The organism is Photobacterium piscicola (assembly GCF_046058925.1).
Lineage (GTDB): Bacteria > Pseudomonadota > Gammaproteobacteria > Enterobacterales > Vibrionaceae > Photobacterium > Photobacterium piscicola.
In genome coordinates this window covers 110,337-134,409 of record NZ_CP175535.1, presented here as the reverse complement: position 1 = coordinate 134,409, position 24,073 = coordinate 110,337, and the positions used below count along the sequence as shown (strand labels likewise).

Annotated in this window: 21 protein-coding genes; 12 read left to right on the top strand and 9 right to left on the bottom strand. The window is 38.0% G+C overall.

Annotated features, from left to right (window positions below; translation table 11 throughout):
* Positions 1 to 565 precede the first annotated feature (565 nt).
* The 6 genes from ACJZU6_RS15290 (at position 566) to ACJZU6_RS15265 (ending at position 5,857) form a co-directional block, all read left to right on the top strand.
* A complete protein-coding gene (locus tag ACJZU6_RS15290) occupies positions 566 to 1,306 on the top strand; it encodes an SDR family oxidoreductase (RefSeq protein WP_080155619.1) in 741 nt (246 codons plus the stop codon).
* A 58-nt stretch (positions 1,307 to 1,364) separates the two neighbouring features.
* Complete coding sequence (locus tag ACJZU6_RS15285) at positions 1,365 to 2,570, top strand: acetyl-CoA C-acetyltransferase (protein ID WP_080155620.1); 1,206 nt, start codon at positions 1,365 to 1,367, stop codon at positions 2,568 to 2,570.
* Between the two features lie 74 nt (positions 2,571 to 2,644).
* Entirely contained in the window at positions 2,645 to 2,995 is a 351-nt protein-coding gene (locus ACJZU6_RS15280; RefSeq protein WP_080155621.1) for a phasin family protein, read from the top strand.
* Between the two features lie 114 nt (positions 2,996 to 3,109).
* A complete protein-coding gene (gene phaC / locus ACJZU6_RS15275; protein ID WP_408901309.1) occupies positions 3,110 to 4,891 on the top strand; it encodes a class I poly(R)-hydroxyalkanoic acid synthase in 1,782 nt (593 codons plus the stop codon).
* A 193-nt stretch (positions 4,892 to 5,084) separates the two neighbouring features.
* Positions 5,085 to 5,489: a DUF4332 domain-containing protein gene (locus ACJZU6_RS15270; protein ID WP_080155623.1), complete on the top strand. Its 405-nt coding sequence runs from the start codon at positions 5,085 to 5,087 to the stop codon at positions 5,487 to 5,489.
* A gap of 65 nt (positions 5,490 to 5,554) precedes the next feature.
* Positions 5,555 to 5,857 (top strand): DUF1496 domain-containing protein, encoded by a 303-nt coding sequence (locus ACJZU6_RS15265; protein ID WP_080155624.1) that lies wholly within the window; start codon positions 5,555 to 5,557, stop codon positions 5,855 to 5,857.
* A 97-nt stretch (positions 5,858 to 5,954) separates the two neighbouring features.
* On the opposite strand, the gene ACJZU6_RS15260 is transcribed toward ACJZU6_RS15265, so the two are convergent.
* The 6 genes from ACJZU6_RS15260 to ACJZU6_RS15235 form a co-directional block, all read right to left on the bottom strand.
* The gene (locus ACJZU6_RS15260) at positions 5,955 to 6,254 is read right to left on the bottom strand and encodes a DUF406 family protein (RefSeq protein WP_045037662.1); all 300 of its coding nucleotides are present in this window, start codon (positions 6,252 to 6,254) and stop codon (positions 5,955 to 5,957) included.
* A gap of 126 nt (positions 6,255 to 6,380) precedes the next feature.
* Positions 6,381 to 8,306 carry a RecQ family ATP-dependent DNA helicase gene (locus ACJZU6_RS15255; RefSeq protein WP_327767449.1) on the bottom strand — a complete coding sequence of 642 codons (1,926 nt, stop codon included), beginning with the start codon at positions 8,304 to 8,306 and terminating at the stop codon, positions 6,381 to 6,383.
* 212 nt (positions 8,307 to 8,518) lie between these two features.
* Positions 8,519 to 9,955 (bottom strand): amidohydrolase family protein, encoded by a 1,437-nt coding sequence (locus ACJZU6_RS15250; protein ID WP_408901308.1) that lies wholly within the window; start codon positions 9,953 to 9,955, stop codon positions 8,519 to 8,521.
* Positions 9,956 to 10,055: 100 nt separating this feature from the next.
* Positions 10,056 to 10,772 carry a LuxR family transcriptional regulator gene (locus ACJZU6_RS15245; RefSeq protein ID WP_408901307.1) on the bottom strand — a complete coding sequence of 239 codons (717 nt, stop codon included), beginning with the start codon at positions 10,770 to 10,772 and terminating at the stop codon, positions 10,056 to 10,058.
* Between the two features lie 265 nt (positions 10,773 to 11,037).
* Positions 11,038 to 11,913, bottom strand: coding sequence for a phospholipase A (locus ACJZU6_RS15240; protein ID WP_080155628.1), 876 nt, complete (start codon positions 11,911 to 11,913; stop codon positions 11,038 to 11,040).
* Positions 11,914 to 12,082: 169 nt separating this feature from the next.
* The gene (locus ACJZU6_RS15235; RefSeq protein ID WP_080155629.1) at positions 12,083 to 13,126 is read right to left on the bottom strand and encodes an alkene reductase; all 1,044 of its coding nucleotides are present in this window, start codon (positions 13,124 to 13,126) and stop codon (positions 12,083 to 12,085) included.
* A gap of 124 nt (positions 13,127 to 13,250) precedes the next feature.
* Here ACJZU6_RS15235 and ACJZU6_RS15230 point away from each other — a divergent pair, with 124 nt between their 5' ends.
* On the top strand, positions 13,251 to 13,826 hold the full coding sequence (locus ACJZU6_RS15230; protein WP_080155630.1) for a TetR/AcrR family transcriptional regulator: 576 nt from the start codon (positions 13,251 to 13,253) through the stop codon (positions 13,824 to 13,826).
* Between the two features lie 88 nt (positions 13,827 to 13,914).
* On the opposite strand, the gene ACJZU6_RS15225 is transcribed toward ACJZU6_RS15230, so the two are convergent.
* Both ACJZU6_RS15225 and ACJZU6_RS15220 read right to left on the bottom strand, forming a co-directional pair.
* Positions 13,915 to 16,968: an efflux RND transporter permease subunit gene (locus ACJZU6_RS15225; RefSeq protein WP_408901306.1), complete on the bottom strand. Its 3,054-nt coding sequence runs from the start codon at positions 16,966 to 16,968 to the stop codon at positions 13,915 to 13,917.
* Positions 16,969 to 16,971: 3 nt separating this feature from the next.
* Entirely contained in the window at positions 16,972 to 18,069 is a 1,098-nt protein-coding gene (locus tag ACJZU6_RS15220; RefSeq protein WP_080156516.1) for an efflux RND transporter periplasmic adaptor subunit, read from the bottom strand.
* A gap of 195 nt (positions 18,070 to 18,264) precedes the next feature.
* Here ACJZU6_RS15220 and ACJZU6_RS15215 point away from each other — a divergent pair, with 195 nt between their 5' ends.
* Both ACJZU6_RS15215 and ACJZU6_RS15210 read left to right on the top strand, forming a co-directional pair.
* Positions 18,265 to 18,870 carry a TetR/AcrR family transcriptional regulator gene (locus ACJZU6_RS15215; RefSeq protein ID WP_408901305.1) on the top strand — a complete coding sequence of 202 codons (606 nt, stop codon included), beginning with the start codon at positions 18,265 to 18,267 and terminating at the stop codon, positions 18,868 to 18,870.
* Between the two features lie 137 nt (positions 18,871 to 19,007).
* Entirely contained in the window at positions 19,008 to 19,418 is a 411-nt protein-coding gene (locus ACJZU6_RS15210) for a YgiW/YdeI family stress tolerance OB fold protein (RefSeq protein WP_080155633.1), read from the top strand.
* 63 nt (positions 19,419 to 19,481) lie between these two features.
* Here ACJZU6_RS15210 and yidA read toward each other — a convergent pair whose 3' ends face one another.
* Positions 19,482 to 20,291 carry a sugar-phosphatase gene (gene yidA / locus ACJZU6_RS15205; RefSeq protein ID WP_080155634.1) on the bottom strand — a complete coding sequence of 270 codons (810 nt, stop codon included), beginning with the start codon at positions 20,289 to 20,291 and terminating at the stop codon, positions 19,482 to 19,484.
* Between the two features lie 219 nt (positions 20,292 to 20,510).
* Here yidA and ACJZU6_RS15200 point away from each other — a divergent pair, with 219 nt between their 5' ends.
* From ACJZU6_RS15200 to ACJZU6_RS15190, 3 genes are all read left to right on the top strand, one after another.
* A complete protein-coding gene (locus tag ACJZU6_RS15200) occupies positions 20,511 to 21,512 on the top strand; it encodes a glycine betaine ABC transporter substrate-binding protein (protein WP_408901304.1) in 1,002 nt (333 codons plus the stop codon).
* 294 nt (positions 21,513 to 21,806) lie between these two features.
* Positions 21,807 to 22,535, top strand: coding sequence for a response regulator (locus ACJZU6_RS15195; RefSeq protein ID WP_080155636.1), 729 nt, complete (start codon positions 21,807 to 21,809; stop codon positions 22,533 to 22,535).
* A 77-nt stretch (positions 22,536 to 22,612) separates the two neighbouring features.
* The gene (locus ACJZU6_RS15190; RefSeq protein ID WP_080155637.1) at positions 22,613 to 24,064 is read left to right on the top strand and encodes an ATP-binding protein; all 1,452 of its coding nucleotides are present in this window, start codon (positions 22,613 to 22,615) and stop codon (positions 24,062 to 24,064) included.
* The last annotated feature ends 9 nt before the right edge of the window (positions 24,065 to 24,073 follow it).

Sequence of the window (24,073 nt, the reverse complement as noted above, 5' to 3'; positions counted from 1 at the left end):
TTAAACAAATAATGCGCATGATTAATCATATTTCGACAATTTTTATAAATTTAACACTTAGTTCATAAACTGTAATTTTGTGACCTTTTTGTAACATTTATGACAATAATAAAAAAATAGCAATCGTTACCTTCTAAAAATGTCATCTGACCACCATTGTTTATTGAGCCTTGGTCATTGAAAATTTAATTAACATTTATTTAACAATGTGGTGTTTGATGATTTTTTGATATCCCCTCAACCTTTTGAAAATTAGCTGTTTGTTGGGGTTTTATATGTGTTTTATAGATATTTTTAATGTTAATGAAAGTATTGAAATTACTCACTACTGATTTAATTGTTAATAAAGAGAGTTTGTGGTGTGAAAAATGTTAACTCCTTTGCTTGCTATGGATATGCATCTGTGTTGTTATATTTGGCATATGCAATATGTTTGTAGTTAACGAGTGTTATATTAAATTTGTTATTAAAACAATGATAACAAAATGTAATTGCACGTGACTGACAGCATGCTTAAAAAATCATTTAAATAAATACGATAAGATCAAAGGAAGGAGCCTTAGAAATGAAAAAAGTAGCATTAGTGACTGGCGCTAAAGGCGGTATTGGATCTTCAATTACTCAGGCCTTAGTTGATGCTGGCTTTCGTGTTATAGCGGCTCATCACCCTAAAAGTGAACAGTCAGCTAAAGAGTGGTTTAAAGAAAATAATTACTCCAATGAGTCAGTGAAATTATTTCCATTAGATGTAACTGATACTGCTTTCTGTAAAGAATCACTCACTGCATTATTAGAACAAGAAGGTCATCTTGATGTGTTAGTTAATAATGCGGGCATCACAAAAGATACCACGTTTAAGCGTATGACCGCTGAACAATGGAATGAAGTGATCAACACTAACCTCAACAGCTTATTCAATGTGACTCAACCTTTGTTTGATTCTATGTGCCAACACGGTAATGCGCGCATTATTAACATTACCTCTGTTAATGGTCTTAAAGGCCAGTTTGGTCAAACAAATTACTCAGCAGCTAAAGCTGGCATGATTGGTTTTACTAAAGCGCTAGCGGCTGAAGGTGCACGTGCTGGTGTTACTGTGAATGCGATTGCTCCTGGGTATACAGGCACAGCAATGGTAGAAGCAATTAAACCTGAAGTACTTGAATCAATTAAAGCAGAAATTCCAATGAAACGCTTAGCGCAACCTCAAGAAGTTGCGGCAGCGGTTGTCTTTTTAGCAAGTGATGCAGCGGCATATATTACTGGCGAAACATTGTCAGTAAATGGCGGTTTATACATGCACTAATAGTGCCTGTTATAACAAAGACAAAATAATAAATCATATTATAGAAAGGATGCAAAATATGGCTAAGGTATACATTGTTGCCGCAAAACGTACCCCAATCGGTAGTTTTAATGGTGCGTTAAAATCAGTTTCTGCAGCACAACTTGGTGCGGTTGCAATTAAAGGTGCATTAGCGCAAATCAATGTTCCTGTTGATGCGATTGATGAAGTTATTTTAGGTAACGTCGTTGGAGCAGGTCAAGGTATGGGACCTGGTCGTCAAGCTGCTATTTATGCGGGCTTACCCAATGAAGTGCCAGCGTACTCACTTAATATGGTTTGTGGTAGTGGCATGAAAGCATTGATGGATGCTGCTGCACATATCAAAGCGGGTGATGCCGACCTAGTGGTTGCTGCGGGTGCTGAAAATATGTCACAAATTCCATTTTGTGCATCAGCCAAGATTCGTGATGGACAAAAAATGGGTAACCTTGAGCTAACAGATCTTTTGATTGCTGACGGTTTAACGGATGTTTTCAATAATTACCATATGGGTGTAACGGCTGAAAATGTGGTTGCTAAAGTTGGTTTAACGCGTGAGCAGCAAGATAACTTTGCACTCGCGAGTCAGCAAAAGGCCGTTGCTGCTATTGAACAAGGACGTTTTGTTGCTGAAATCTGCCCTGTAGAAGTGGTTAGCCGTCGTGAGACTATTGTTGTTGATACTGATGAATATCCAAAAGCAAATGCTACGATTGAAGATCTGGCTAAATTACGTCCTGCTTTTAACCGTGATGGTTCAGTAACAGCAGGTAATGCGTCTGGTATTAATGATGGTGCCAGTGCAATTATTGTGGCATCTGAAGCTGCTGTAGCTAAATATAACTTAACACCATTAGCTGAAGTTGAAAGCTACGCCCAAGCGGGTGTTGCGCCCGAAATTATGGGTTTAGGTCCGGTTCCTGCAGTACTTAAAGCATTAGAAAAAGCAAATCTTTCAATTGAAGATATTGATCTTCTTGAATTTAATGAAGCCTTTGCTGGTCAAGCATTAGGCGTATTCCACGAAGTTGCTAAAGAAACTGGCACTAAAGTGGAAGATTTAGTTGAGCGTGCGAACGTAAATGGTGGTGCAATTGCACTAGGTCACCCTCTTGGTGCATCTGGTAGCCGTATTCTTGTTAGCTTACTGCATGAAATGTGTCGTCGTGATGATAAATACGGCATGGCAACATTATGTGTCGGTGGTGGCATGGGTACTGCAGTTATTTTAAAACGTGTGTAAGTAAATAAACTAATACAATCAGTGTGATACTGCTTATAGAGTCACACTTTATTACTATCAATGAGGAATGTTCTATGTATACGGAAATGTTTAAATCTTTTTCTGAGCAAACAGAAAAAACACTAGCACCATACGCAAAATTCAACAAAGTATTTGCTAAAAATGTTGAGCAACTAACTGAGCTTCAATTGTCAGCTGTTCGCGCTTACAGCGATCTTGGTCTGAAGCAACTTAAAGCTGTTAGCGAAGTAAAAGATATTCAATCGCTAACAGCATTTAATAGCCAACAGCTTGAGACACTAACTAAGCTTTCTCAGCAGCTTTTAGACGATAGCAATAAGTTCTCTTCTGTAGCGCAAAGCTTTAAAACAGAAGTTGAAGAGTTTGTTGCTGACAACGTTAAACAAGCAACACCTGCCATTTAAGTAACGGTAAATCAGGCTGCATTAATAGCAGTCTGATTATCTGATACTTATACCAATCAGCCATATAAGATGATTATATGGCTGATTACTTAGTCCAAGTACAGGGTTTTTGTTATGAACAATCACTTCTTTTCGGACTACTTTGCCAAGCTCCAAGATATGAACCAGTTATGGTGGAAGGAGTTAGACTCCGGCAAGGCAGCCATGAATACCCCAGTAACTAAAGCACTTAATGATGTTAACTTGGAAGATGCCACTGAATTTTTTGGAAAAGCAGCAGCTCAGCCCGGTGCTTTAGCTAAAGTCCAAATGGATTGGTGGGAAAATCAAGTTAAGATTTGGCAGAATGTTGCAATCGGTAATACGACAGCAGAAAGCGCCTTTATTAAGCCAGCAAAAGATGACAAACGTTTTAGCGATCCTGCATGGGAAAATGAAGCTTTTTATAATTATATTAAGCAATCATATTTACTATTCAGTAATACAATGCGTGAAACAATTGATTCAATTGAAGGTGTCGATGATAAAGCGAAAGAACGCTTAGGCTATTTCTCTCGTCAAGCCATCAACGCACTGTCACCAACTAATTTTGTAACAACCAATCCTGAATTAGCCAAATTGACTGTTGAAACAAACGGTGAGAATTTGATTAAAGGGATGGAACTGTTACAAGAAGATTTACAGAGCAGCGCTGATGTACTAAAAATTCGAATGACGAATGATAGTGCATTTGAACTTGGCGTAACTATTGCCAAAACTGAAGGTGAAGTGGTTTTTAAAAATGAATTATTTGAGTTAATTCAATATAAACCATTAACTGAAGCTGTACATAAAACACCATTGTTGATAGTGCCGCCATTTATTAATAAATACTATATCCTTGATTTGCGTGATCATAATTCAATGGTTCGCTGGCTTCTTGAGCAAGGCCATACCGTATTTATGATGTCTTGGCGTAATCCAGATGCATCAATGAAAGATATTGATTTTGATAATTATGTCTTAGATGGTGTCGTTAAAGCGGTTGATGCGGTAGAAGATATTACCGGCCAAAAACACATCAATACTGTTGGTTATTGTATTGGTGGAACGTTATTGGCAATCACACTAGCATATTATGCTGCGAAGCGAATGCGTAATCGTATTAAATCAGCGACATTCTTTACTACATTATTAGATTTCTCTCAGCCTGGTGAAATTGGTGCTTATATCAATGATCCAATTATTACGGCGATTGAAGCTCAAAATAATGCAAATGGTTATATGGATGGACGTTCGCTAAGTGTGACTTTCAGTTTATTACGTGAAAATAGTTTGTACTGGAACTATTACGTTAATAACTATTTGAAAGGCAATAGCTTAATTGATTTTGATTTACTTTATTGGAATGGTGATAGTACTAACGTTGCGGCTAAATGCCACAATACTCTACTACGTCAATTCTATTTAGATAATAAATTAGTCGAAAACAAAGGTTATAAAGTTGGTGGTGTGTATATTGATCTCAGTAAGATTAAAGTGCCTACATACTTTATCTCTACACAAGAAGATCATATTGCTTTATGGCAAGGTACATACCGTGGTGCTAAGCAATTAGGTGGTAAATCAACATTTGTATTAGGTGAGTCTGGCCATATTGCAGGTATTGTTAACCATCCTCAGAAGAATAAATATGGCTTCTGGGTTAATGATAGCAACGAAGAAAATGCCGAAGTTTGGCTAGCAGGAGCAAAGCGTGAAGACGGTTCTTGGTGGAGACACTGGAATGGCTGGCTAACAGAATTTAGCCCTGCTGAGCAAGTATCACCACGAGCAATTGGTAGCGAAACATACGCGCCATTATATGTAGCGCCAGGTGATTACGTGAAGCAAGTCTTACCACTTTCTGAATCTTAATCGCATCATTATTTTTGAAGCCCAGATTATTCTGGGCTTTTTTTTATCTGTTATTTATTAACATTATGATAGTAATAGTTTTCTTTTAATTAATTTGATTTAGATTGCTTTTTGTTGACAGGTGATGCGGTATTTTTAGTTTTATTGGCTATATTTTTCAAATAGGTATAACTAAAAAAGAGTAGGAACCATTATGACAAAGCTTGTTAGTGTGGAAGGAATTGGTGAAACTTACGCAGCAAAGTTAGCCACGATAGATGTAACCACCATTGAACAGCTGTTAGTGTTAGGCGCAAAACCCAGTGGTCGTAAAATATTAGCTGAAAAAACAGCAATCAGCGGTAAACTTATTTTAAAATGGCTTAATCGTGCTGATTTATCACGTATTAAAGGGATCAGTACTCAGTATGCTGATTTATTAGAATCATCAGGGGTTGATACTGTGCCTGAACTGGCACAACGAAATGCTGATAATTTACATACTAAAATGGTTGAGGTGAATGAGGCTAAAGCGTTAGTTCGCCAACTGCCATCACTTTCTGCGGTAGAAGATTGGGTTAAACAAGCAAAATTATTACCCCGTGCCATTGAGTATTAATCGAGCTTTCGTGTGAATGATTGTAATGAGTAGCGGGTATAAATAGTTGCATAGAAGGATTGCGTATGTATTTTTTTAGGCTGAAATGGTTGGTGATTATTGGATGTAGTAGTTTTATTACGATGGGTCATGCTAAGCAATATAGCACTGATAATATGCCAGTCATTCAACCTGTTACTGAACTTCAGCTAAATACATTACCGCAACGTCATTGTTTATATGCTGGAAAAGGGTACTCACTCGGGGCTATTATCACCACCGATAATATTGTATTGGAATGTCGCCCTGCACAAGAGGTTGAGCTAAACGGACCATTAAAATGGGTGGTACGCCAATCGTTGCCTGTAACATCAGTAGAGAATAAATAATAAAGCCAGTATCAGATTGTATGCTGTAGTAATAACATCATACGACTGTTTACTGGCTTCATTGATTATCAAGGTGGCAAGTTGCCTATTTGATAAATTATTTCGCTAGAGAGCGGCTTTTAAGTTCAAAAATTAACTTTTCAGCACTGCATTCAAATTGGATGCGTGCTGTTAATTCTGTACTTGTTTCATCAACAGGCGTTGTTTCTACTTTAAAGTTAGCATTAACTTGTTTTGCTAGCGTTAGGTAGTTCGCAAGTTCTAATTCTAATGCTTTTTTACCATTTGCAAATACATGCACATCGGCAACATCATCATGTTCTTTGATCATAAAGCCCATTTCTGCTGAAACACCACAAGCATCACAAGGTTGGTATTGTTCTTTTTCTGTAGTCATAACTTTACTTCCTATTAGTTAGTTTTTGTATTTTAAAGCGATGCGAGCCAGATCGCCATTGATTAATATGAAAAGTCAGTTTTTAGCTATTAAAGCATCAAACCAAATAAATTAATGGCTATTTATTCAACAGTTGCCATGGTATAAGCGGCAAATATGATCGAAAGTTTGTTGAAATGGATAAGCTTCTAATACGCCAAATCCTTCAAGCTGTTTTGCTTTTATTTTACTATTGAGAGGCGTGCTCATGCCATGTAAAAAACGAGTGATGGCTGCCATAGATGGCGCACTGTCATTTCGTTGAATAAAGCTATCAGCCCACATTGTTATTTGTTGATCGGTAATCTCTGGTAGTGTTGGTAATGCTGGTAAGGTGATGGTTTTACCTCGGCAAACAGAACAATGACCGCATTGTTTTGGTGCATGATGATCGGCGAAATAGCTGGCTAGTTTATGACTTAAACAACTTTTACTTTCAAAAAAGGCAATCATATTTTCAATACGATTAATTTCACTGTGCTCTTTTTGCTGAAATAATTGGTAAAGGGCTTCTGTTTCTACCTCAATATCAAAATGGTGTTGATTTATGCGATACACATCGGTCATTTGTTTACTTTCAAGGGTGATCCAACCTTGTTCGTTTAAATAGTCAATGGCTGCCACCACTCGCTTTCTATCGACTTGATAGCCTTGCCATAACGCATCCATATCCAATGTATGCCATACTCGCGCTTTAGGCGAACACGCAAAAATTGTTTCAATAAATTGTCGGCGCTCACCTTGAAAGCGTTGGGCTATTTCATACTGAGAAATATTCATTTTGTAACGATAATCTGCGAAATAAGTAAACATCGGTTCAATAATTTGGCGGATTTCAAGATAGACTAATAATGTTTTAAGTGGCAATAAACGAATATTACTGTCTTTAGACAAACGGCCACTCATGATTTCCCATTGTTGATCTTGGGCTTGTATTTCACGCAGAATATACGCAATAGCACTGCGATCTGGCGTATCCCCAAAGACAAAGTTTTCTAAAACATTGAGCCCTGATTTATTCGCGATAACAGTACATTGTGACACTTCACCATCACGTCCTGCTCGACCAATTTCTTGGCTGTAATTCTCAATTGATTTGGGTAAATCAAAATGAATCACTTGACGAATATTGGACTTATCAATCCCCATACCAAAAGCAATGGTTGCCACAATACAATTAATTTCCCCATTCATAAATTGTTGTTGAATGCTATGGCGGCGATCTGAATCCATTCCCGCATGGTAGGCTTGGGCTGGAAAGTGACTACGAGTAAGCGCATCAGCCACTTGCTCTGCTGTGTGTTGTAAGGTGACATAGACAATAGAAGGTTCATTATTACGTTGAGAAAGTTGATGTTTAAGGGTATCTATTTTCTCGTCTTCGTCTGCCGCTAATACGGTTAAATCAAGGTTATTTCGGTAAAAACCCGTCACAATAATATTATCTTTAGCAATGGCAAATTTGTCCTGCATATCTTGAATTACGGCAGGGGTTGCTGTTGCAGTAAGTAATAACACTTGAGGAATGTTTAAGGCCTGTTGGTAGTGTGGCAATTTCAGGTAGTCGGGACGGAAATTGTGGCCCCATTCTGAAATACAGTGTGCTTCATCGACGACTAATAATGAAATTGGAATTTGACCAATAAAGTGACGAAAGCGTTCGTTTTTGAGACGTTCTACTGAAATCATTAATACTTTAATTTCGCCTTGACGAATTTGTTGCATGACTTGCTGAGTTTGTTGCCATGTTTGGCTGGAATCAATAGATGCGGCAGGAATCCCTTTCGTAGCTAAAAAATCAAGTTGATCTTTCATTAAGGCTAATAATGGTGAAATGACTAACGTAAGATGGGGTAATTCAATCGCGGGTAATTGATAACATAATGATTTTCCAGATCCCGTTGGAAATATAGCAGCAGCTGAATGACCACTAAGAACGCGGGTAATTACTTCTTCTTGCCCTAAACGTAAAGAATCAAAGCCAAAATATTTTTTAAGTGTTTGGTGATACATGTCTTAATACCCGCTAACCATTGATTAGCCGCTATCATACCGTATTGATTTACGGAAAGATAAAAAGCACAACGAAAGTTACGTTATTTCTGGTGCGGTTATTCTCATTTAAAACAAAGCAGATTCATTGTTGCATTAAAAATTGTTGAGTATGTAAGTGATCAGCGTCACTTACATACTGTATTTGGATAAATGAGTCGGGAGGATACTGCTTATTTCATCAGACTTGGTGATGTAATTGCTTTCTTTGACAACTCTTTAGCAAATGTCGCAATATCCGCTTCGATAGCACGAATATGACGAGTGATATCTGCTGTATCGACGTTCACCATTTGGCGCTGTTCCATCACAAGGTTACCATTGACTATTGTCGTTGTGACATTGCTTGGATTGGCTTGATAAACCAAGGTGGCATAAGGATTGTAATTGGGAATCATATTAGCCGATTGGGTTTCAACAATAATAACATCGGCTTTTTTACCCACTTCGAGTGAACCAATTTTATCGTCCATATGCAGTGCACGAGCACCACCTATGGTTGCGAGTTCAATTACCTGCTCTGGGATCATAATAGTACGGTCATTATGTTTTAAACGTTGCATATTGGCGGCATAACTCAGTGTGCGCCATAAATCAACTTGGTTAGAGCTCATTGGCCCATCAGTCCCTAACCCCATTGGAATGCGCTGTTGATACATTTTCCATGCAGGTGCAATGCCTGTCGCACCTTTAGCGTTTGCCATTGGGTTATAAGCGATACCTGCACCTGATTGTTTGATGAGATCGAGATCGGTTTGGTCAACATGAATCGCATGAGCCAATACCATTCGTTGATCAAGCACTCCGATGTCTTTAAGCCATGCTACTGGGCTAAGTTGTTTGGGATTGTCATTAATACGCGCAGCTTCATTACCAAATTCACCCACATGGATTAATACTGGAACATCTAATTGCTTAGAGAGTGCATTAATTTGCTGTAATTTTTGCTTTGAAACAGTATAAGCCGCATGAGGTGCAAAAGCTGGAGTGATCAGGGGATCTTGTTTGTATTCAGCAATAAATTTCTGCGCGTATTCAAGCCCGCCATAGGGTTGTTTTGCATCCACCACAGGGAATTTGATCACAGTTTCACCTAAAACTGCCCGTAGGCCGACTTCCTTGGTTGCTTTGGCCATTTCATCAACATGGTAGTACATGTCAGCAAAAGTTGTGACACCGCTTTGTGCTAGATCAACTGCGCCAAGACGAGTGGCTTGATAAATGAGGTCTCGACTGAGTTTTTTACCTTCAAGAGGAAAGAAATAAGCAAATAATCGATTTTCAATGCCTTCTTCACCTAAGCCTCGAAAAGCAATCATTGGTAAATGGTTATGAGTATTAACCATTCCCGGCATTACAATCCCGTTTTGTGCATCAATGATACGAATAGCGGTATATTGAGATAATAATGATTGATCACCAACGGCTACAATGGTGTCGTTATTGATAACGACCACACCATTTTCAATCAGTTGTTTTTGGCCATTCATGGTGATGACTTGACCATTTTTAATGATTAAGCTCGCTTGAGAATGGGGGGTAACTGATGATGATGAACCACATCCAGCAATAAGAAGTAACGTTGTTATTAAACTGATTTTTATACGCATAAATGACCAATGATAAGCAGCGAGAAAATTGGTGAGATTATAAGTGCAGATTAATGTAACTAAACAATCCTTTGCTTAAGTTACGGTAGTTTTTGTGAACTTAATCGCTTTGATCATCATGGTTGATAATAAGAGACATGGGGATTTTAAATAATTGTGTTGGTATTAATGATAACCAACCATTCCCACGTGCATATTCTATTAATCCTGCACGACTGGAAATACCATAGTCAGAAAATCGAGAGATTAAATTGGCTATTTGTTTTTCAACAGCTTTGGGCGTTCGATGAATAAGTTGTGCTATTTGTTTTGTTTGTCGTCCACGTAATAACCAAAATAAGACAATTTCTTGAGATGACGTTAATTGTGGTGCTAAAGGCCGCGTTGTATGGAAAGATAAATGAGATTTATCAGTAGCAATAACCTCAACAAACGACGTCATATTTATTAAATCTCTTACTTTATTTGCTGTAAATTGAACCCCCCAAGGAACACCATTAATAATCACGGGTTGTTTGGTAAATATATATGCATCAACACCATTAGCGTAGTTGTGCACATCTATCGTTATTATGGTTTTATTGTGCGTCAATGATAATTTATCTTGCTCAATAAAAACGTCGCTAAATGCAGCGGTATCACATGGTAAGTCACTATCCTTTAATCCCTTCATTTCAAGTGGGGCATTAACAAGGTTACGATAGGCATCATTGGCATATTCAAAAATACCATCTTTCGTTTTTAACCCAGCAGGATAAGGAGATGACGATAGCATGTGAATAAGTACAGATAAGTATGTTGATTGATTAATATTCACAGGACCATTCTATCAATAAATTATTTCAATAGTAATATTTGTTGGTGGAATAAATATCTCTATATATAGTAATGCTATTAAAAACATATAATATTCGACTAGTAAAGAAATAACCACAAAATAAGAAATGAAATATTGTTTTATTATATTTTAAGTAACAGGATAAGTAATATATTGATAGAAATTTGTTTTTATCTCTAGTTGTTTTATGCGTATGGTTTATATGCTACTAAACACTAGAGATAAAATAAGTTTCATTGATTAATTAGAATGAAAAACCAATACCGCCAGCATTGTCGTAATGATTATAGTCTGAAATAGATATACCATAACCACTTTCAAATATTAAATAACCACGCAAACGTTTATAAATAGGGAAATTTAACGTCACTTTTTCATAACCACGAGAGAAACCACTTTCTAGTGCATTGCGTACTGTAAATGTGATCATACTTTTACCATCAATATTCCAATTCATGCTAACTCGGCCATAACCAAGGTAGTTATTGATGTCTTTGTTATAGTCTTTAGCCCCAAAATCAAGTCGTACCCAAGGCTTAACACTAAAAGTAAAAGCGTCTTTTTTGAAAGTCATATCAATAAAGGCACGGTTCCAACTCCGTTCTTGCTCACCACCACGACCATTAGATTGGTGAACTAAACCGAGTGTACTGCCTGCATAATGTAGACCATCGCTATAGGTCGTTTGGGTTGGAAAAGTCCAGAAAACCGACGGTTCATATTCTGTATCTCTAAAAAATGCAGATGAAGCGTAGGCTTGCCAGTTTGAACGTTGTGTGTAAGCAAAATATAACTGGTCGTTATCAGTTAAAATGCCGGAGAATAAACGGTATTTTAAGCTGATTTGAAAGTTGACATTATAGTTACTAAGCTTACCATCTTCAGGGATAATTGATTGATATTCTTTGTAATTTGGAGATTGAGTATAATAAAAAGGTAAAACAAAGTTATCTTTATATTGTTCTAAAAGTAGGCTGTTACTACTCGTATAATTTAATGCATTATTTAATGTTGAAGAGGCTGAAGTATCAGCATTAGCATATGAAGCATAGCCACTTGTAACAATAAATAAACTCGTTAATAGGACTTTCTGATGTGATTGTTGCAGTTTGATATTCATTATTATTTTCTATCATTATTATTTTATCTATTGTTATCATAAGAGCTAAACTGGGCTTTTGTCTATCGATACAAATGCAATCAATGATTTTTCGTAATTTAAAACTAAATAATGAAGTACAGCAAAATAAACGCCTTAATAACACAGTATTAAGGCGTAAAAGAGACCATTAAATTAGCTGAGCTAGCATAGTGTCGTCATAAGGAGTAAGTGCTTGACCTGATTGCACTTTATTAACATAGTCAGGATTCGCAATTAATGGACGACCAATGGCTAATAAATCAAATTTTCCCGCTTCAATAGCATCACTGCCTGTTTGTGGGGTATAGCAACCAACACCAATTAATGTTCCTTTGTAATGTGTTCGCATGTAATGAGATGCGCTGCCGTCAAGATACTCAAAATTCATGCTGTCATCAAAAATACCAACATGCAGATACGCTAAACAACGCTTTTCAACTTCAGGTAATAAGTAGTCAAACACCGCACGATCACGGCTATCACCTTCAAGATTGAAGTAACCGCCGGGTGATAAACGTAAGCCGGTACGATCACGACCAATGCGTTGGCTAATTGCATCAATAACTGCGAGTGGGAAGCGCGCCATATTCTCTGGTGCGCCACCAAATTCATCATCACGTTCGTTGGTGCTGAAATGTAGAAATTGATCGATCAAATAGCCATTTGCGCCATGAATTTCTACACCATCAAAGCCAGCGTCAATCGCATTAGCTGCGGCTTGACTAAAATCGGCAATAAGTTGTTCAATTTCAGTTTTCGTTGCAGGCTTAGGAACGGTATAAGTTAATTCCCGCATTCTTGGTAACGTGCCTTCAAGTGCTATCGCAGAAGGAGCAAGTACATACTCACCATTAAAAAAGAACGGATGAGCTACACGACCTGTATGCCACAATTGTGCAAAAATCTTACCACCATTGTTATGCACAGCATCTGTTACTTTATGCCAGCCATCAATTTGTTCTGGTGTAAATAACCCTGGCGTATGTGGATAACCTTGACCATCAGCACGAATTAAAATAGCTTCTGAGATAATAAGCCCAGTATCAGCGCGGCGTGCGTAATAGTCGATCATTGCTTGGGTTGGGACTAAATCGTCGTCAGCCATACAACGGGTTAATGGTGCCATGATAATACGGTTATTGAGTGTTAGCGTATCGTTAAGTACAACTGGGTGAAATAGAGTGTCGAGCATGATTGTTATCTCTTATTTGAATGCTCATTCAAGTTAGACCTGTTTGAACAATCATTCAAGAGTTTTTTGAATGATTGTTCAATATTAAGTAAACTAGAAGAAGATAAAGCAAAAGAGAGTGATTATGCGTAGTGCTGAATTTGATCGTGATCGAGTGTTACGCTCGGCAATGGATGTTTTTATAGCTAAAGGTTATAGCAACACCAGCATGCAAGATTTAAAACAAGCAACGGGGCTTCATCCTGGCTCTATTTATTGCGCGTTTAAAAATAAACGCGGTTTGTTATTAGCGGCGTTAGAACATTACCGTAATCAACGCTATACGCAGTTTGTTACGTTGTTTGCTGAGTCATCTTCAGTGTTAGGAGCGATCAGTGCTTATCTTGATCAGGTGGTTGATGAGTGTGAACGTGAGCAGATTAAAGATTGTTTACTACAAAAATCACTCAGTGAACTTGCGCAACAAGATGTCGAAGTTGCTGATGTTATCAGCCATATGCTAAAACAATGGCAGCAGACTTTGGCCGAGCAACTAGCATTAGCCCAACAGCATAATGAAATAAGCGATGCCCGCGATAGCCACCAATTAGCACAATTTTTAGTGATGGGAATTTATGGGATTAGAACGTTTTCACATACTCACCCAGAACCAGGCGTGTTACGTCGTTTAGCACAAGATCTTATTGATTATATTAAATAATGGTATTGATAAGAGCGCAGGTTATTTACGGTTATAAAAAAGGGAGTGTATATCAATGATGCCACTCCCTTTTATTTTGTGATGCTAATTATGCTGGTGGTGTTTCTTCTACTTTAACGCGGAACAATACCGCATACAGTAGTGGAATCACGACCAATGTTAGGATTGTCGCGAATAATAAACCAAACATAATGGTAACAGCCATACTCTTAAAGAATGGGTCTACCAATAATGGCGCCACACCTAAAATCGTTGTAAATGCACCAAGCAATACTGGTCGAGCACGACTAAGTGCTGAATCAATAATCGCCTGATATGGCGTTTTACCCGCTGCAATTTCGACATCAGTTTGGTCTACCAACACGATAGCATTTTTTACCATCATACCAATTAAGCTCAGGAAGCCCAGAATAGCCATAAACTCAAATGGTGTTTGGAAAATCACTAAACCTACGGTCACACCGACCAAAGCAAATGGTACGGTTAACCAAATTACTAATGGCTGACGAAGCGCGTTAAACATAAAGATTACCGCTAAAATCATTGCTGCAAAGCCGTAAGGGGCAGAGGTAGCAAGACCTTCATTTGCGTCATTTGATGCTTTGTATTCGCCATACCATGTCAATTCATAACCCGGAGGTAATTCAATTGCTTCAATTTTGCCACGCAAATCATTAAATGCATCCGCAGTGAATACACCTGGTGCAGGATCTGCCTGAACTAAAATCGTCGGAATACGATTAATACGACGTAAAATGGCATCTTCCCAAGCAACATTTACCGATTCCACTAATTGGCTAACAGGAATTAATCCATTGACCATACGGCTATAAACTTCCGTATTTTCAATCGCACGCTCATGAGTACGTTCGTTATCCGGCGCACGCACGATGATAGGGATTAAATCATTACCTTCACGGTAAACACCAATATTACGACCAGTTAATGTTTGTGCAATGGCTTGGCTTATTTCTTGATTTGTTAACCCAAAACGCTGTGCTTTTTCAGATGAATATATCGGTTTAATAACGGGTACTTGCTGACGCCAATCATCTTGAACTGCAATCAAGTTTGGATCATTAAGCATGATAAGTTTAGCTTGTTCTGCTAGATCGCGTAATACTTTGCTATCAGGGCCTTTAAATCCTGCTTCAATCTTTTTACCGCCGCCTCGACCAAGCATAAATTTCCATACTTTGATTGATGCTTCAGGATATTTAAGGTCAAGCTCTTTTTGTAGTTCAACTAATAATGGCGCAATATTACGGTAATCATCGATATCGATCAGTAATTGACCATAGCTTGGGTTACGTGCTTCTGGCGCGTAAGTCAGCATGAAACGTAAACCACCACCACCGATGAAACTTGAAATATTGCTGATACCTGGTTTCTTTTTAACGTCTTGCTCAATGCTGGCAACAACGGCTTCCGTATTTTGAATATCAGTACCTTGTGGAAGGTAAACATCAACGACAAATTGCGCGCGTTGTGATTCAGGCATAAAGCCAGGTGGTACATATTTCACACCCCAGATAGCACCAATAAGAGTAGCCACTAATAATAGGCCAGTTGTCTTACGATGAAGTAATACCCACGATAACAAACCTTTGTAGCCATTAACTACTTTACTTGGTTTATCTGCCGTTGTTTTCACTTTTACTTTTAGGAACTGGTGACACAGTAATGGCGTCACCGTTACAGCAAACAGCCAACTTAAAAGCATTGAGTAAAGGATAACCCAGAACAACGAACCTGCGTATTCACCCATATCTGATGGTGATAAACCGATAGCACTGAATGCACAGATACCAACAACCGTTCCCCCTAATAATGGCCATTTAGTTGCATTAACAACTTCAGGAATAACCACTTCCCGATCTTCGTTATTTTGTAGGCGAACTAAAATACCATCGGTGACAACAATAGCGTTATCAACCAGCATGCCGAGTGCAATAATCAGTGCCCCAAGAGAGATACGTTGCATTGCTATGTCATCAATAAGCATGATGCATAAGGTACCAGCAACGGTGAGTACTAATACAAACCCAATGATGATACCTGAACGAACACCCATAAATAGCAATAGTACGATAAATACAATGACAACAGCTGCAATAAGGTTATCAATGAAGTTCGTTACTGAATCACGCACAGAATCTGATTGCATTGAGATGACATTCAGTTCCATACCTAGAGGACGTTGGCCTTCTAGTTCTGCGATACGTGCTTTAACGGCATCACCCATATCAACAACGTTACCGCCAGTGACATTTGAAATACCAAAACCAATCGCACGTTCGCCGTTGTAACGCATTAGCATTGATGCCGGTTCTTGATAACCACGTTTAATCGTCGCAATGTCTTTTAGACGTAATACAGTGTGATTGTCACCGATACCCACTTGCAGATTTTTTAAATCATTAAAAGAGTCTACATTTGGTGTCGGCATTACCGGAATGCGCATACCATTAGCGGTTAAGCTTCCTGCGACAGTCACAATATTTTGTTTTTGTAAGACGGATAAAACGTTATCAACCGATAATCCAAATTTAGCTAATCGCTCACTGGTGAACTCAACAAAAATAGTTTCTTGTTGTTCTGCAAGTGTTGCTGTTTTAGCAACGCCTGGAACTAAGACTAACTCACGGCGTAAACTATCTACATAATCAGATAGTTGTTTGTCAGAGAAGCCTTCACCTGTTACAGCAAAGAATAAAGCATAAACGTCAGAGAAATCATCGTTAACAATTGACGGACCAGCCCCTGGTGGAAGCGAGCGCTGTGCATCGTTAACTTTGCGACGTAACTTATCCCAAACTTGTTGAAGATCAGCCTGACTTTTAGCAAATTCAAGCTTAATTTCGACTGTAACTTCAGACATGCCTTGTTTAGAAACTGATTTAACTTCTTTCAATTCCTGTAACGATTGCACTGCACCTTCAATAATGTCGGTGACTTCATCTGACACTTCTTGTGCTGTTGCTCCCGCATAAGGCGTAATAATAACGGCTTGACGAATAACAAATTCGGGATCTTCAAAACGGCCTAATTTTAGGTAGCTAATGTAGCCACCGATTAAAATCAGAGCAATCATTACCCAAACACTGGTACGCTTGGCAATGGTATAGCGAGCGATATCCATTTCTTACACTCCGTTTTGAGTCGTGTCTGTGTATGGGCGGATTTCCATACCATTTTTTAGTTTTGATACGCCAGCAATAACAATACGCTCGCCTGCCTTCAGGCCAGAAGGCACAGTAATACAATTTTTATTGATAGTGCCCACCTTGATATAGCGTTTTTCAACGATGTTATTACTGCCAACAACCCAGACAAATTGTTGATTTTTATTGTCAGGCACAACGGCTGTTAATGGCACCGTTAGTGGGTTGTTATTTTCTTCTGGGCATTCGGTTAAGCTTGGTGAAACTTTCACAGACATACCCGGTAAGATATTAAGCCCTTTAAGATCGTCAAGCCCTAATACAACCGAGAAAGTTTGTGTAATCGGGTCGGCTTGGGTTGAGTAAGTACGTAAGCTCAACGGTAATAAATGCCCTGGAATATTGTTAATTTCAGCATTGGCTTTATCACATTGCATGCCAGTTAACATTACAATGTCAGGAATGTTAACGACAACTTCTAAATCATCAAGGTTATGCAGTGTTAAGACTGATGTATTTGCTTGAATCTGCACGTGATTATCAATTAATTTACGCCCAATAATGCCTGAGAAAGGGGCTTTTAATTGCGTGTAAGCAAGCTGGTTTTTTGCTTCTTCAAGACGGTTTTGAGCCAAATCGTAACGTGTTAGTAGTTCATCAAGATCACTTTTTGCAATAGCTTGTGAGCTTTCATAGATAGACTTACCACGTGAGTAGTCTTTCTTGGTGTTATTTAATTCTAATTGTGCCGCTGAAAACGCGGTTTGGGCATCTTTAGGGTCTAATTTTGCAAGTAACTGCCCTTTATGTACTTTGTCGCCTTCGTTAACAAAAATATGGCTAACACGGCCACTCACTTGAAATGATAAATCTGCGCGTTCAGCAGAACGGATCACACCATTAAAGGTTAAATTGGTATTTGTTTTTGGCGTTACAATTTCAGTTAACGCAAGATTAATGATAGGCGCGGTGACAGTTGTTTCTTTTTCACTGTTACATCCTGACAACAGCACTACCGCTAAAGATAAACTAACGGCCATCGCCAGTTTATTAATTGTTAACGATGTCACATTGGACATTGCTGAATGAGTTTTCACCGTGTTCTCCACTATCATTAGATTGATTAGTCATATTTATTGCTACAAAGAAGCAAACTTAAAGTGCATTTTAGTGATAAAAACAAGATTGTAAACTACACAGTGTACTTTTTTGTTTCAGATTGTTAGACTGCGCTCATAAACTGAAATAAAAATACTATGAGGAATCTCTGAAGGATGAAGCAAACGGAACGTAAGCACTTAGCAATCATTGAAGCGGCTAAAGAGGAATTTATAACTCATGGATTTTTAGCATCAAATATGGATCGTATCTCAACTGAAGCAGCTGTTTCGAAACGGACGCTATATCGTCACTTTGAGAGTAAAGAAGTGTTATTTGTTTCAGTATTGACCATTATTCAAGAGTCTGTGGCTGAAAATGTTAAGTATGAATTTGATCCAACTAAGACATTAACCGAGCAATTAACGGCTATAACTTGTCGTGAAGTCGATGTTTTGTATTCAACTTATGGTATTCCATTATCACGTACAATTGTGATGGAATTTTTACGTCAGCCAGAATTAGCATTAAATTTAATTAAAGATTTATACAGCACGAAAGCGATTACTGAGTGGTTTCAACAAGCAATTTCCGCCGGTTGTATCGTTGATAAAAATGTAATGTTATTAACAAATATTTATATTAGTTTGTTTCAAGGGCTTCTTTTTTGGCCTCAAGTAATGAATCTTGCTCCTAATAGTGAAGGCAAAGTGCTTGAAGATAATATTGAAACGATAGTGTCAGTTTTTTTAGCATCACATATGATTAAAGAATTACCATAGCCGTTATATATAAATTTATTCATTATGGCGATTAAAAAATAATCTTGTCGAATTTAATTTCCTAGCGTTATAATTTAAATACTATATGTGTTTGAGATATTATCATCTCATTGAATAATCCTGTGGAATATAGACAAATGAAAAAATTACTTGCAGCTTCCGTTCTTGTGTTTTCATCAATGTCAGTGATGGCTGCACCGCAATCAACTCAAGGTGGTTTTAGTGGACCGCATGAAGCGGCACCACTTACTCAGGTTCAAGGGGGATTTAATGGCCCTAGTGCTATTCCTGTATTAAATACCGTGAAAGCAGCATTACATGCAGACGACAATACTGCAGTAGAGCTGACTGGTCATATTGTGTCTTCGATTGGTAAAGACGACTATATGTTTAAAGATGAGTCTGGTGAAATAAAAATCGAGATCGATCATGATGATTGGCGTGGCGTTACAGTAACACCAACCACAAAAATTACTATTCGTGGGGAAGTAGATAAAGATTGGACTGTACGTACTATTGATGTTGATTCTGTTGTTCTTGCTAAATAATGAATAAACAGTATCACTAAAAGAAGCCAGCATTATTGCTGGCTTTTTATGATTTATTCTTAACTATGCATTAAGAATAAATTTTTCAATAACTTGTGCAACACCACTATTATTATTAGTGTCAGTAATATAGTTAGCAATTGCCTTTGTCTCTTCGGTAGCATTACCCATCGCTACACCTAAGCCTGCAAATTCAATCATATGATGATCATTGCCGGCATCACCCATTGCAATCACTTCATCTTGTTTGATATTTAAGAAATCAGCTAATGCTTTAACACCCACACCTTTATTACTATTGGTGTGCATAAATTCAAGGAAGAAAGGTGCACTTCTTACAATAGTATATTGTTGATATAGCGTTGCTGGTAATTGAGCAATTGCTGCTTCAAGGCGATCTTCTTCATCAATGATCATCACTTTCATGATTTCTTCATTATCATCTAATTCAGCAAAGTCAGCGAGTGTGATAGTTAGACCATTAATTTTTGCTTCGTGATCTGTGTAGTAGTTATGTGCTGGTGTAATCAAACCCTGACGGCGAGAGAAAGCATGGACATGAACACCAAGATCATGAGCAATTGCAGCAATGGCTTTAGCATCACTACCAATTAAAGTTTGGCTTCTTACCACTTCTTGGCTTGCTACACGTTGTACTAGAGACGCGTTATATGACAGTACAAAATCATTGTCGCTATTCATATTGAGCTCTTTTAGTGCCCATGTCATGCCTTCAATCGGACGACCTGACGCTAACACAACATAGGTACCTTGTTCGCGCGCAGCAGCAATTGCTTGCTTATTATGTGCTGAGATTGTGCCATCAGAACTAAGTAAGGTGCCATCCATATCGAGTGCAACTAATTTGTACATTGTTATTGTCCATTACTAATGAATATAGGGACTATGATAGCAATATATGAGATGAAAACGATATAAAGTGGTATTTATCTTTAAACGTTATTATTCATACATATATATATGCTTAGTATCGATAGTTTTTGTTATTTCTTTTTGGTGTTTGATATTAAGGTTGTTTAGACTAAGCGTATAGAAAACACATCTAAATTATCCTAGAGAAGGAATGTATTGATGTTTAAGCAACTTATAATGTCGATTGTATTATCAGCGATAACATTTAATGCCCACGCCGTTGAATGTGGCAAGGTAACCATTGCGGATATGAATTGGGATTCTGCGACATTTGTTGCTAATGTGGATAGTTTTATTTTACAACATGGCTTTGGGTGTGAAACTCAACTTGTACCCAGTGAAACAGTCCTTGCGGCAAAGTCTATTTTAATGCAAGGAAAGCCAGATATCATTCCTGAGATGTGGCGCAATGCATTACAAGGAGGATTGGAACATGGAATTGAAAAAGATAAGATTAAATTTGTTGGTAAGGTATTGTACGAGGGTGGCTTAGAAGGTTTTTGGGTCCCGGCTTATATGGTAGAAAAAGAGCCTTCATTGGCAACGATTGAGGGGATAAGAAAACATGCTTATTTATTTAAACGGCCAGATCTCGGTAACAAAATGCCTTTTTTTAATTGCTCACCTAACTTACGTTGCCAAAATGCGGTGAAACACTTGTTTACCGCCCTAAATCTTAAGCAAGCTGGATTTGAGCTAACATCGACAGATAATGTCACCGGTCTATCAGGGTCCATTGCTCACGCTTATGCTAAAAAACTGCCTTGGATTGGGTATTATTGGTCCCCTACGGCAGTATTAGGTTTCTATAAAATGGTACGGATAGATTTTAACTCTGGTACTCATCGTGAATATTTTAATGATTGTATAGATAAGCCTGTTTGTAAAAATCCTAAAGTGACGATGTTTCCTCCTCATGCTGTTGATACCATTGTGACTACAGAATTTGCTGGGCGAGCACCTACTGTTATTGATTATTTATCGACACGACGTTTTTCAAATCAAGATATGAATCAATTAATGGCATGGAAAGTGAGTCACAATGCTAATGGTGAGCAAATGATGGTGCAGTTTCTTTCTCAATATGAATCCCAATGGACACAGTGGGTTTCACCTAAAGTAGCGAATAAAGTACGAAAAGCACTTGCGGAGAAAGAATAATTATCAAGTAATTTTGATGAGATCAGATTGGTTGATATGAAGATAAAGTAAAAAGAGACAGTTTTATTATCGATGTTTTTTTCTACAATTACGTATATTTTTTGCTAGTAAGATAGCGGTTGGGTCACGAATATTGGCATATATTCTGACTTTTATGATTATAGATGGTCAAATGGAGAGTTGGTTAACAAGAACCGTATTAATCATTGTGACGGCTAATAGGTAATAGAGTTCGAGATAAGTAATACATCAATGTGTAAATAATAAGCAATATATCTGTGAGGGATGAATAAAATGGGGGCAACTAAGACAGTTCTCGTTGTTGATGATGATCAAGAGATTCGTGAATTACTTGATGAATATTTAACTAAAAACGGGTTTGAGGTTATTACTGCGGCAGAAGGCGAGGAAATGAAACGGCGTTTAGCTGCCGGTTACCCTGATTTGATTTTACTTGACGTTATGATGCCCGGTGATGATGGTTTTACGCTGTGCCAGTATATTCGAAAAAACTCAAATGTGCCTATTATCATGCTAACCGCAGTATCTGATGAGATGGATCAAATTATTGGTCTTGAAATTGGTGCTGATGATTATATTGCTAAACCGTTCAGTCCTCGGCAGTTATTAGCTCGAATTAAAGCACTATTAAGGCGCATTAAACCAACAGAAAGTCAGCAACCCTTAGCCGACGCTCGATTTATTCGTTTCGCTCACTGGCGGCTTGATACCACCACGCATTGTTTATTTGATCTTGATAAAAAACAAGAGTTTGAATTAACTGGTGGTGATTATACATTATTGATGCTGTTTTTATCGCGCCCACAAGAAATACTCGATCGTGATACAATTTCCTATGCAACGCGAGGGCGAGATACCTTACCTTCAGAGCGTGGTATTGATGTTGCTTTAAGTCGGCTACGACAACGATTAGGCGATAAAGGCCGTACTCAGCGCTTAATCAGAACCAGTCGCGGCAATGGTTATATTTTTACTGCTGATGTGATCTACGAAGACGCATAACATAACAATAATGACGTTGGATAAAGTGTGATCGCTTGCATAAGCATCACACTTTTTTACTATATGGATAATGGTCAATGAATTGGAAAGTGTTGTACCCGAAATCATTGGTTTCGAGAACATTGTGGTTAACATTATTAGCGGTATTTTTAGCGCAAGTGATTGCGACGGGAATTTGGTATAGCCAATCAAAGCAACGCGATTTAGATGGGCTGCAATCGACATCTGCAAGTATGGCAACCATGTTTGCCTCAACGGTGACTTTCTTCCAATCATTACCGATGCAATATCGGCATATTGTGTTAGATCAACTGCGTAATATGGGCGGAACCCGTTTTTTTGTTTCTTTTAATGATGAAGAAATACGGATTGATCCCATTGCTCATTCAGAACAGAAACAGATGGCTGTGTCTGTGTTTGAAAAAGTGTTGCATCAAAAATTACCACGTTTGCCAACAATCAAAGTTGATTTTTCTCGGCCTGAAACATTACATGTTCTTAAAAATGATATTTTATTGAGTGATTTACCACGATCGTGGGTACACAACACGCTGAGTCTAGAGCCTTTAGATCCTCCTATTTTAGTGGTACAGATTGAATTAGAAAAAGATCAATGGCTTTATATTGCTGCATTATTACCAGCCCCTTATATGAACTTAAAAGATGAAGTGATCACTCACCAGCAAATATTATTTCTGGTGTTTATCACGGGTTTATTATTGGTGTTTACCTACATCATGGTACGACGCCAAACCAAGCCATTAAAACAATTGGCAGACGCTGCGAATGCGCTAAGTTTAGATATTTATCAACCGCCACTTAAAGAAGAAGGGGCGACAGAACTGGTGATGGCGACACAAGCATTTAATCGTATGCAGCTGCGTTTACGACGCTATATCGAAGATAGAGAACAATTATTCTCATCAATTTCTCATGATTTAAAGACCCCCATTACTCGATTACGGCTGCGGGTTGAACTTATTGATGACGATAAAAAAATAGATAAATTTAACCATGATCTTGATGAATTAGAGATGATGGTAAAAGGGGCATTACAATGTGTTAAAGATACAGATTTACACGAAAATATTGTCCCAATTGATTTAAATCTGCTTTTAGCCAGTATTGCTGAGCGCCATAATCACCGTGATACAAAAGTCACCTTACCAACATTGATCATAGCGCCAATCATGGGTAAAGAATTAGGGTTAAAACGTTGCTTGAGTAATTTAATTGATAATGGTGTTAAATATGGTCATCAGGTGACGGTCGCAGCAATAGATAAGCCAGACAAGATTATTCTGACAATCACTGATCAAGGTAAGGGTATTCCTGAATCGTCATTATCTGCAGTATTTGAACCTTATTTTCGCCTAGCGACGGATGCTGATGGGCATGGTTTAGGAATGGGGATTGCACGTAATATTATCCATGCTCATGGTGGTAAGCTGATTATCAAAAATAGTTTAACACAAGGGCTAATTGTCGTGGTGGTATTACCGCGTGTATTGCCCGTTGCATTAGCTTAAGGAAATAGA

What these genes read in the sequence shown, in the direction of transcription:
- ACJZU6_RS15235 (WP_080155629.1), bottom strand. Translation starts at nt 13,126, where the DNA reads ATGCTCGACACTCTATTTCACCCAGTTGTACTTAACGATACGCTAACA.
- ACJZU6_RS15220 (WP_080156516.1), bottom strand. Translation starts at nt 18,069, where the DNA reads ATGTCCAATGTGACATCGTTAACAATTAATAAACTGGCGATGGCCGTT.
- ACJZU6_RS15270 (WP_080155623.1), top strand. Translation starts at nt 5,085, where the DNA reads ATGACAAAGCTTGTTAGTGTGGAAGGAATTGGTGAAACTTACGCAGCA.
- phaC (WP_408901309.1), top strand. Translation starts at nt 3,110, where the DNA reads ATGAACAATCACTTCTTTTCGGACTACTTTGCCAAGCTCCAAGATATG.
- ACJZU6_RS15280 (WP_080155621.1), top strand. Translation starts at nt 2,645, where the DNA reads ATGTATACGGAAATGTTTAAATCTTTTTCTGAGCAAACAGAAAAAACA.
- ACJZU6_RS15225 (WP_408901306.1), bottom strand. Translation starts at nt 16,968, where the DNA reads ATGGATATCGCTCGCTATACCATTGCCAAGCGTACCAGTGTTTGGGTA.
- ACJZU6_RS15195 (WP_080155636.1), top strand. Translation starts at nt 21,807, where the DNA reads ATGGGGGCAACTAAGACAGTTCTCGTTGTTGATGATGATCAAGAGATT.
- ACJZU6_RS15210 (WP_080155633.1), top strand. Translation starts at nt 19,008, where the DNA reads ATGAAAAAATTACTTGCAGCTTCCGTTCTTGTGTTTTCATCAATGTCA.
- ACJZU6_RS15265 (WP_080155624.1), top strand. Translation starts at nt 5,555, where the DNA reads ATGTATTTTTTTAGGCTGAAATGGTTGGTGATTATTGGATGTAGTAGT.
- ACJZU6_RS15240 (WP_080155628.1), bottom strand. Translation starts at nt 11,913, where the DNA reads ATGAATATCAAACTGCAACAATCACATCAGAAAGTCCTATTAACGAGT.
- ACJZU6_RS15255 (WP_327767449.1), bottom strand. Translation starts at nt 8,306, where the DNA reads ATGTATCACCAAACACTTAAAAAATATTTTGGCTTTGATTCTTTACGT.
- ACJZU6_RS15290 (WP_080155619.1), top strand. Translation starts at nt 566, where the DNA reads ATGAAAAAAGTAGCATTAGTGACTGGCGCTAAAGGCGGTATTGGATCT.
- ACJZU6_RS15250 (WP_408901308.1), bottom strand. Translation starts at nt 9,955, where the DNA reads ATGCGTATAAAAATCAGTTTAATAACAACGTTACTTCTTATTGCTGGA.
- ACJZU6_RS15285 (WP_080155620.1), top strand. Translation starts at nt 1,365, where the DNA reads ATGGCTAAGGTATACATTGTTGCCGCAAAACGTACCCCAATCGGTAGT.
- ACJZU6_RS15260 (WP_045037662.1), bottom strand. Translation starts at nt 6,254, where the DNA reads ATGACTACAGAAAAAGAACAATACCAACCTTGTGATGCTTGTGGTGTT.
- ACJZU6_RS15190 (WP_080155637.1), top strand. Translation starts at nt 22,613, where the DNA reads ATGAATTGGAAAGTGTTGTACCCGAAATCATTGGTTTCGAGAACATTG.
- ACJZU6_RS15215 (WP_408901305.1), top strand. Translation starts at nt 18,265, where the DNA reads ATGAAGCAAACGGAACGTAAGCACTTAGCAATCATTGAAGCGGCTAAA.
- ACJZU6_RS15200 (WP_408901304.1), top strand. Translation starts at nt 20,511, where the DNA reads ATGTTTAAGCAACTTATAATGTCGATTGTATTATCAGCGATAACATTT.
- ACJZU6_RS15230 (WP_080155630.1), top strand. Translation starts at nt 13,251, where the DNA reads ATGCGTAGTGCTGAATTTGATCGTGATCGAGTGTTACGCTCGGCAATG.
- yidA (WP_080155634.1), bottom strand. Translation starts at nt 20,291, where the DNA reads ATGTACAAATTAGTTGCACTCGATATGGATGGCACCTTACTTAGTTCT.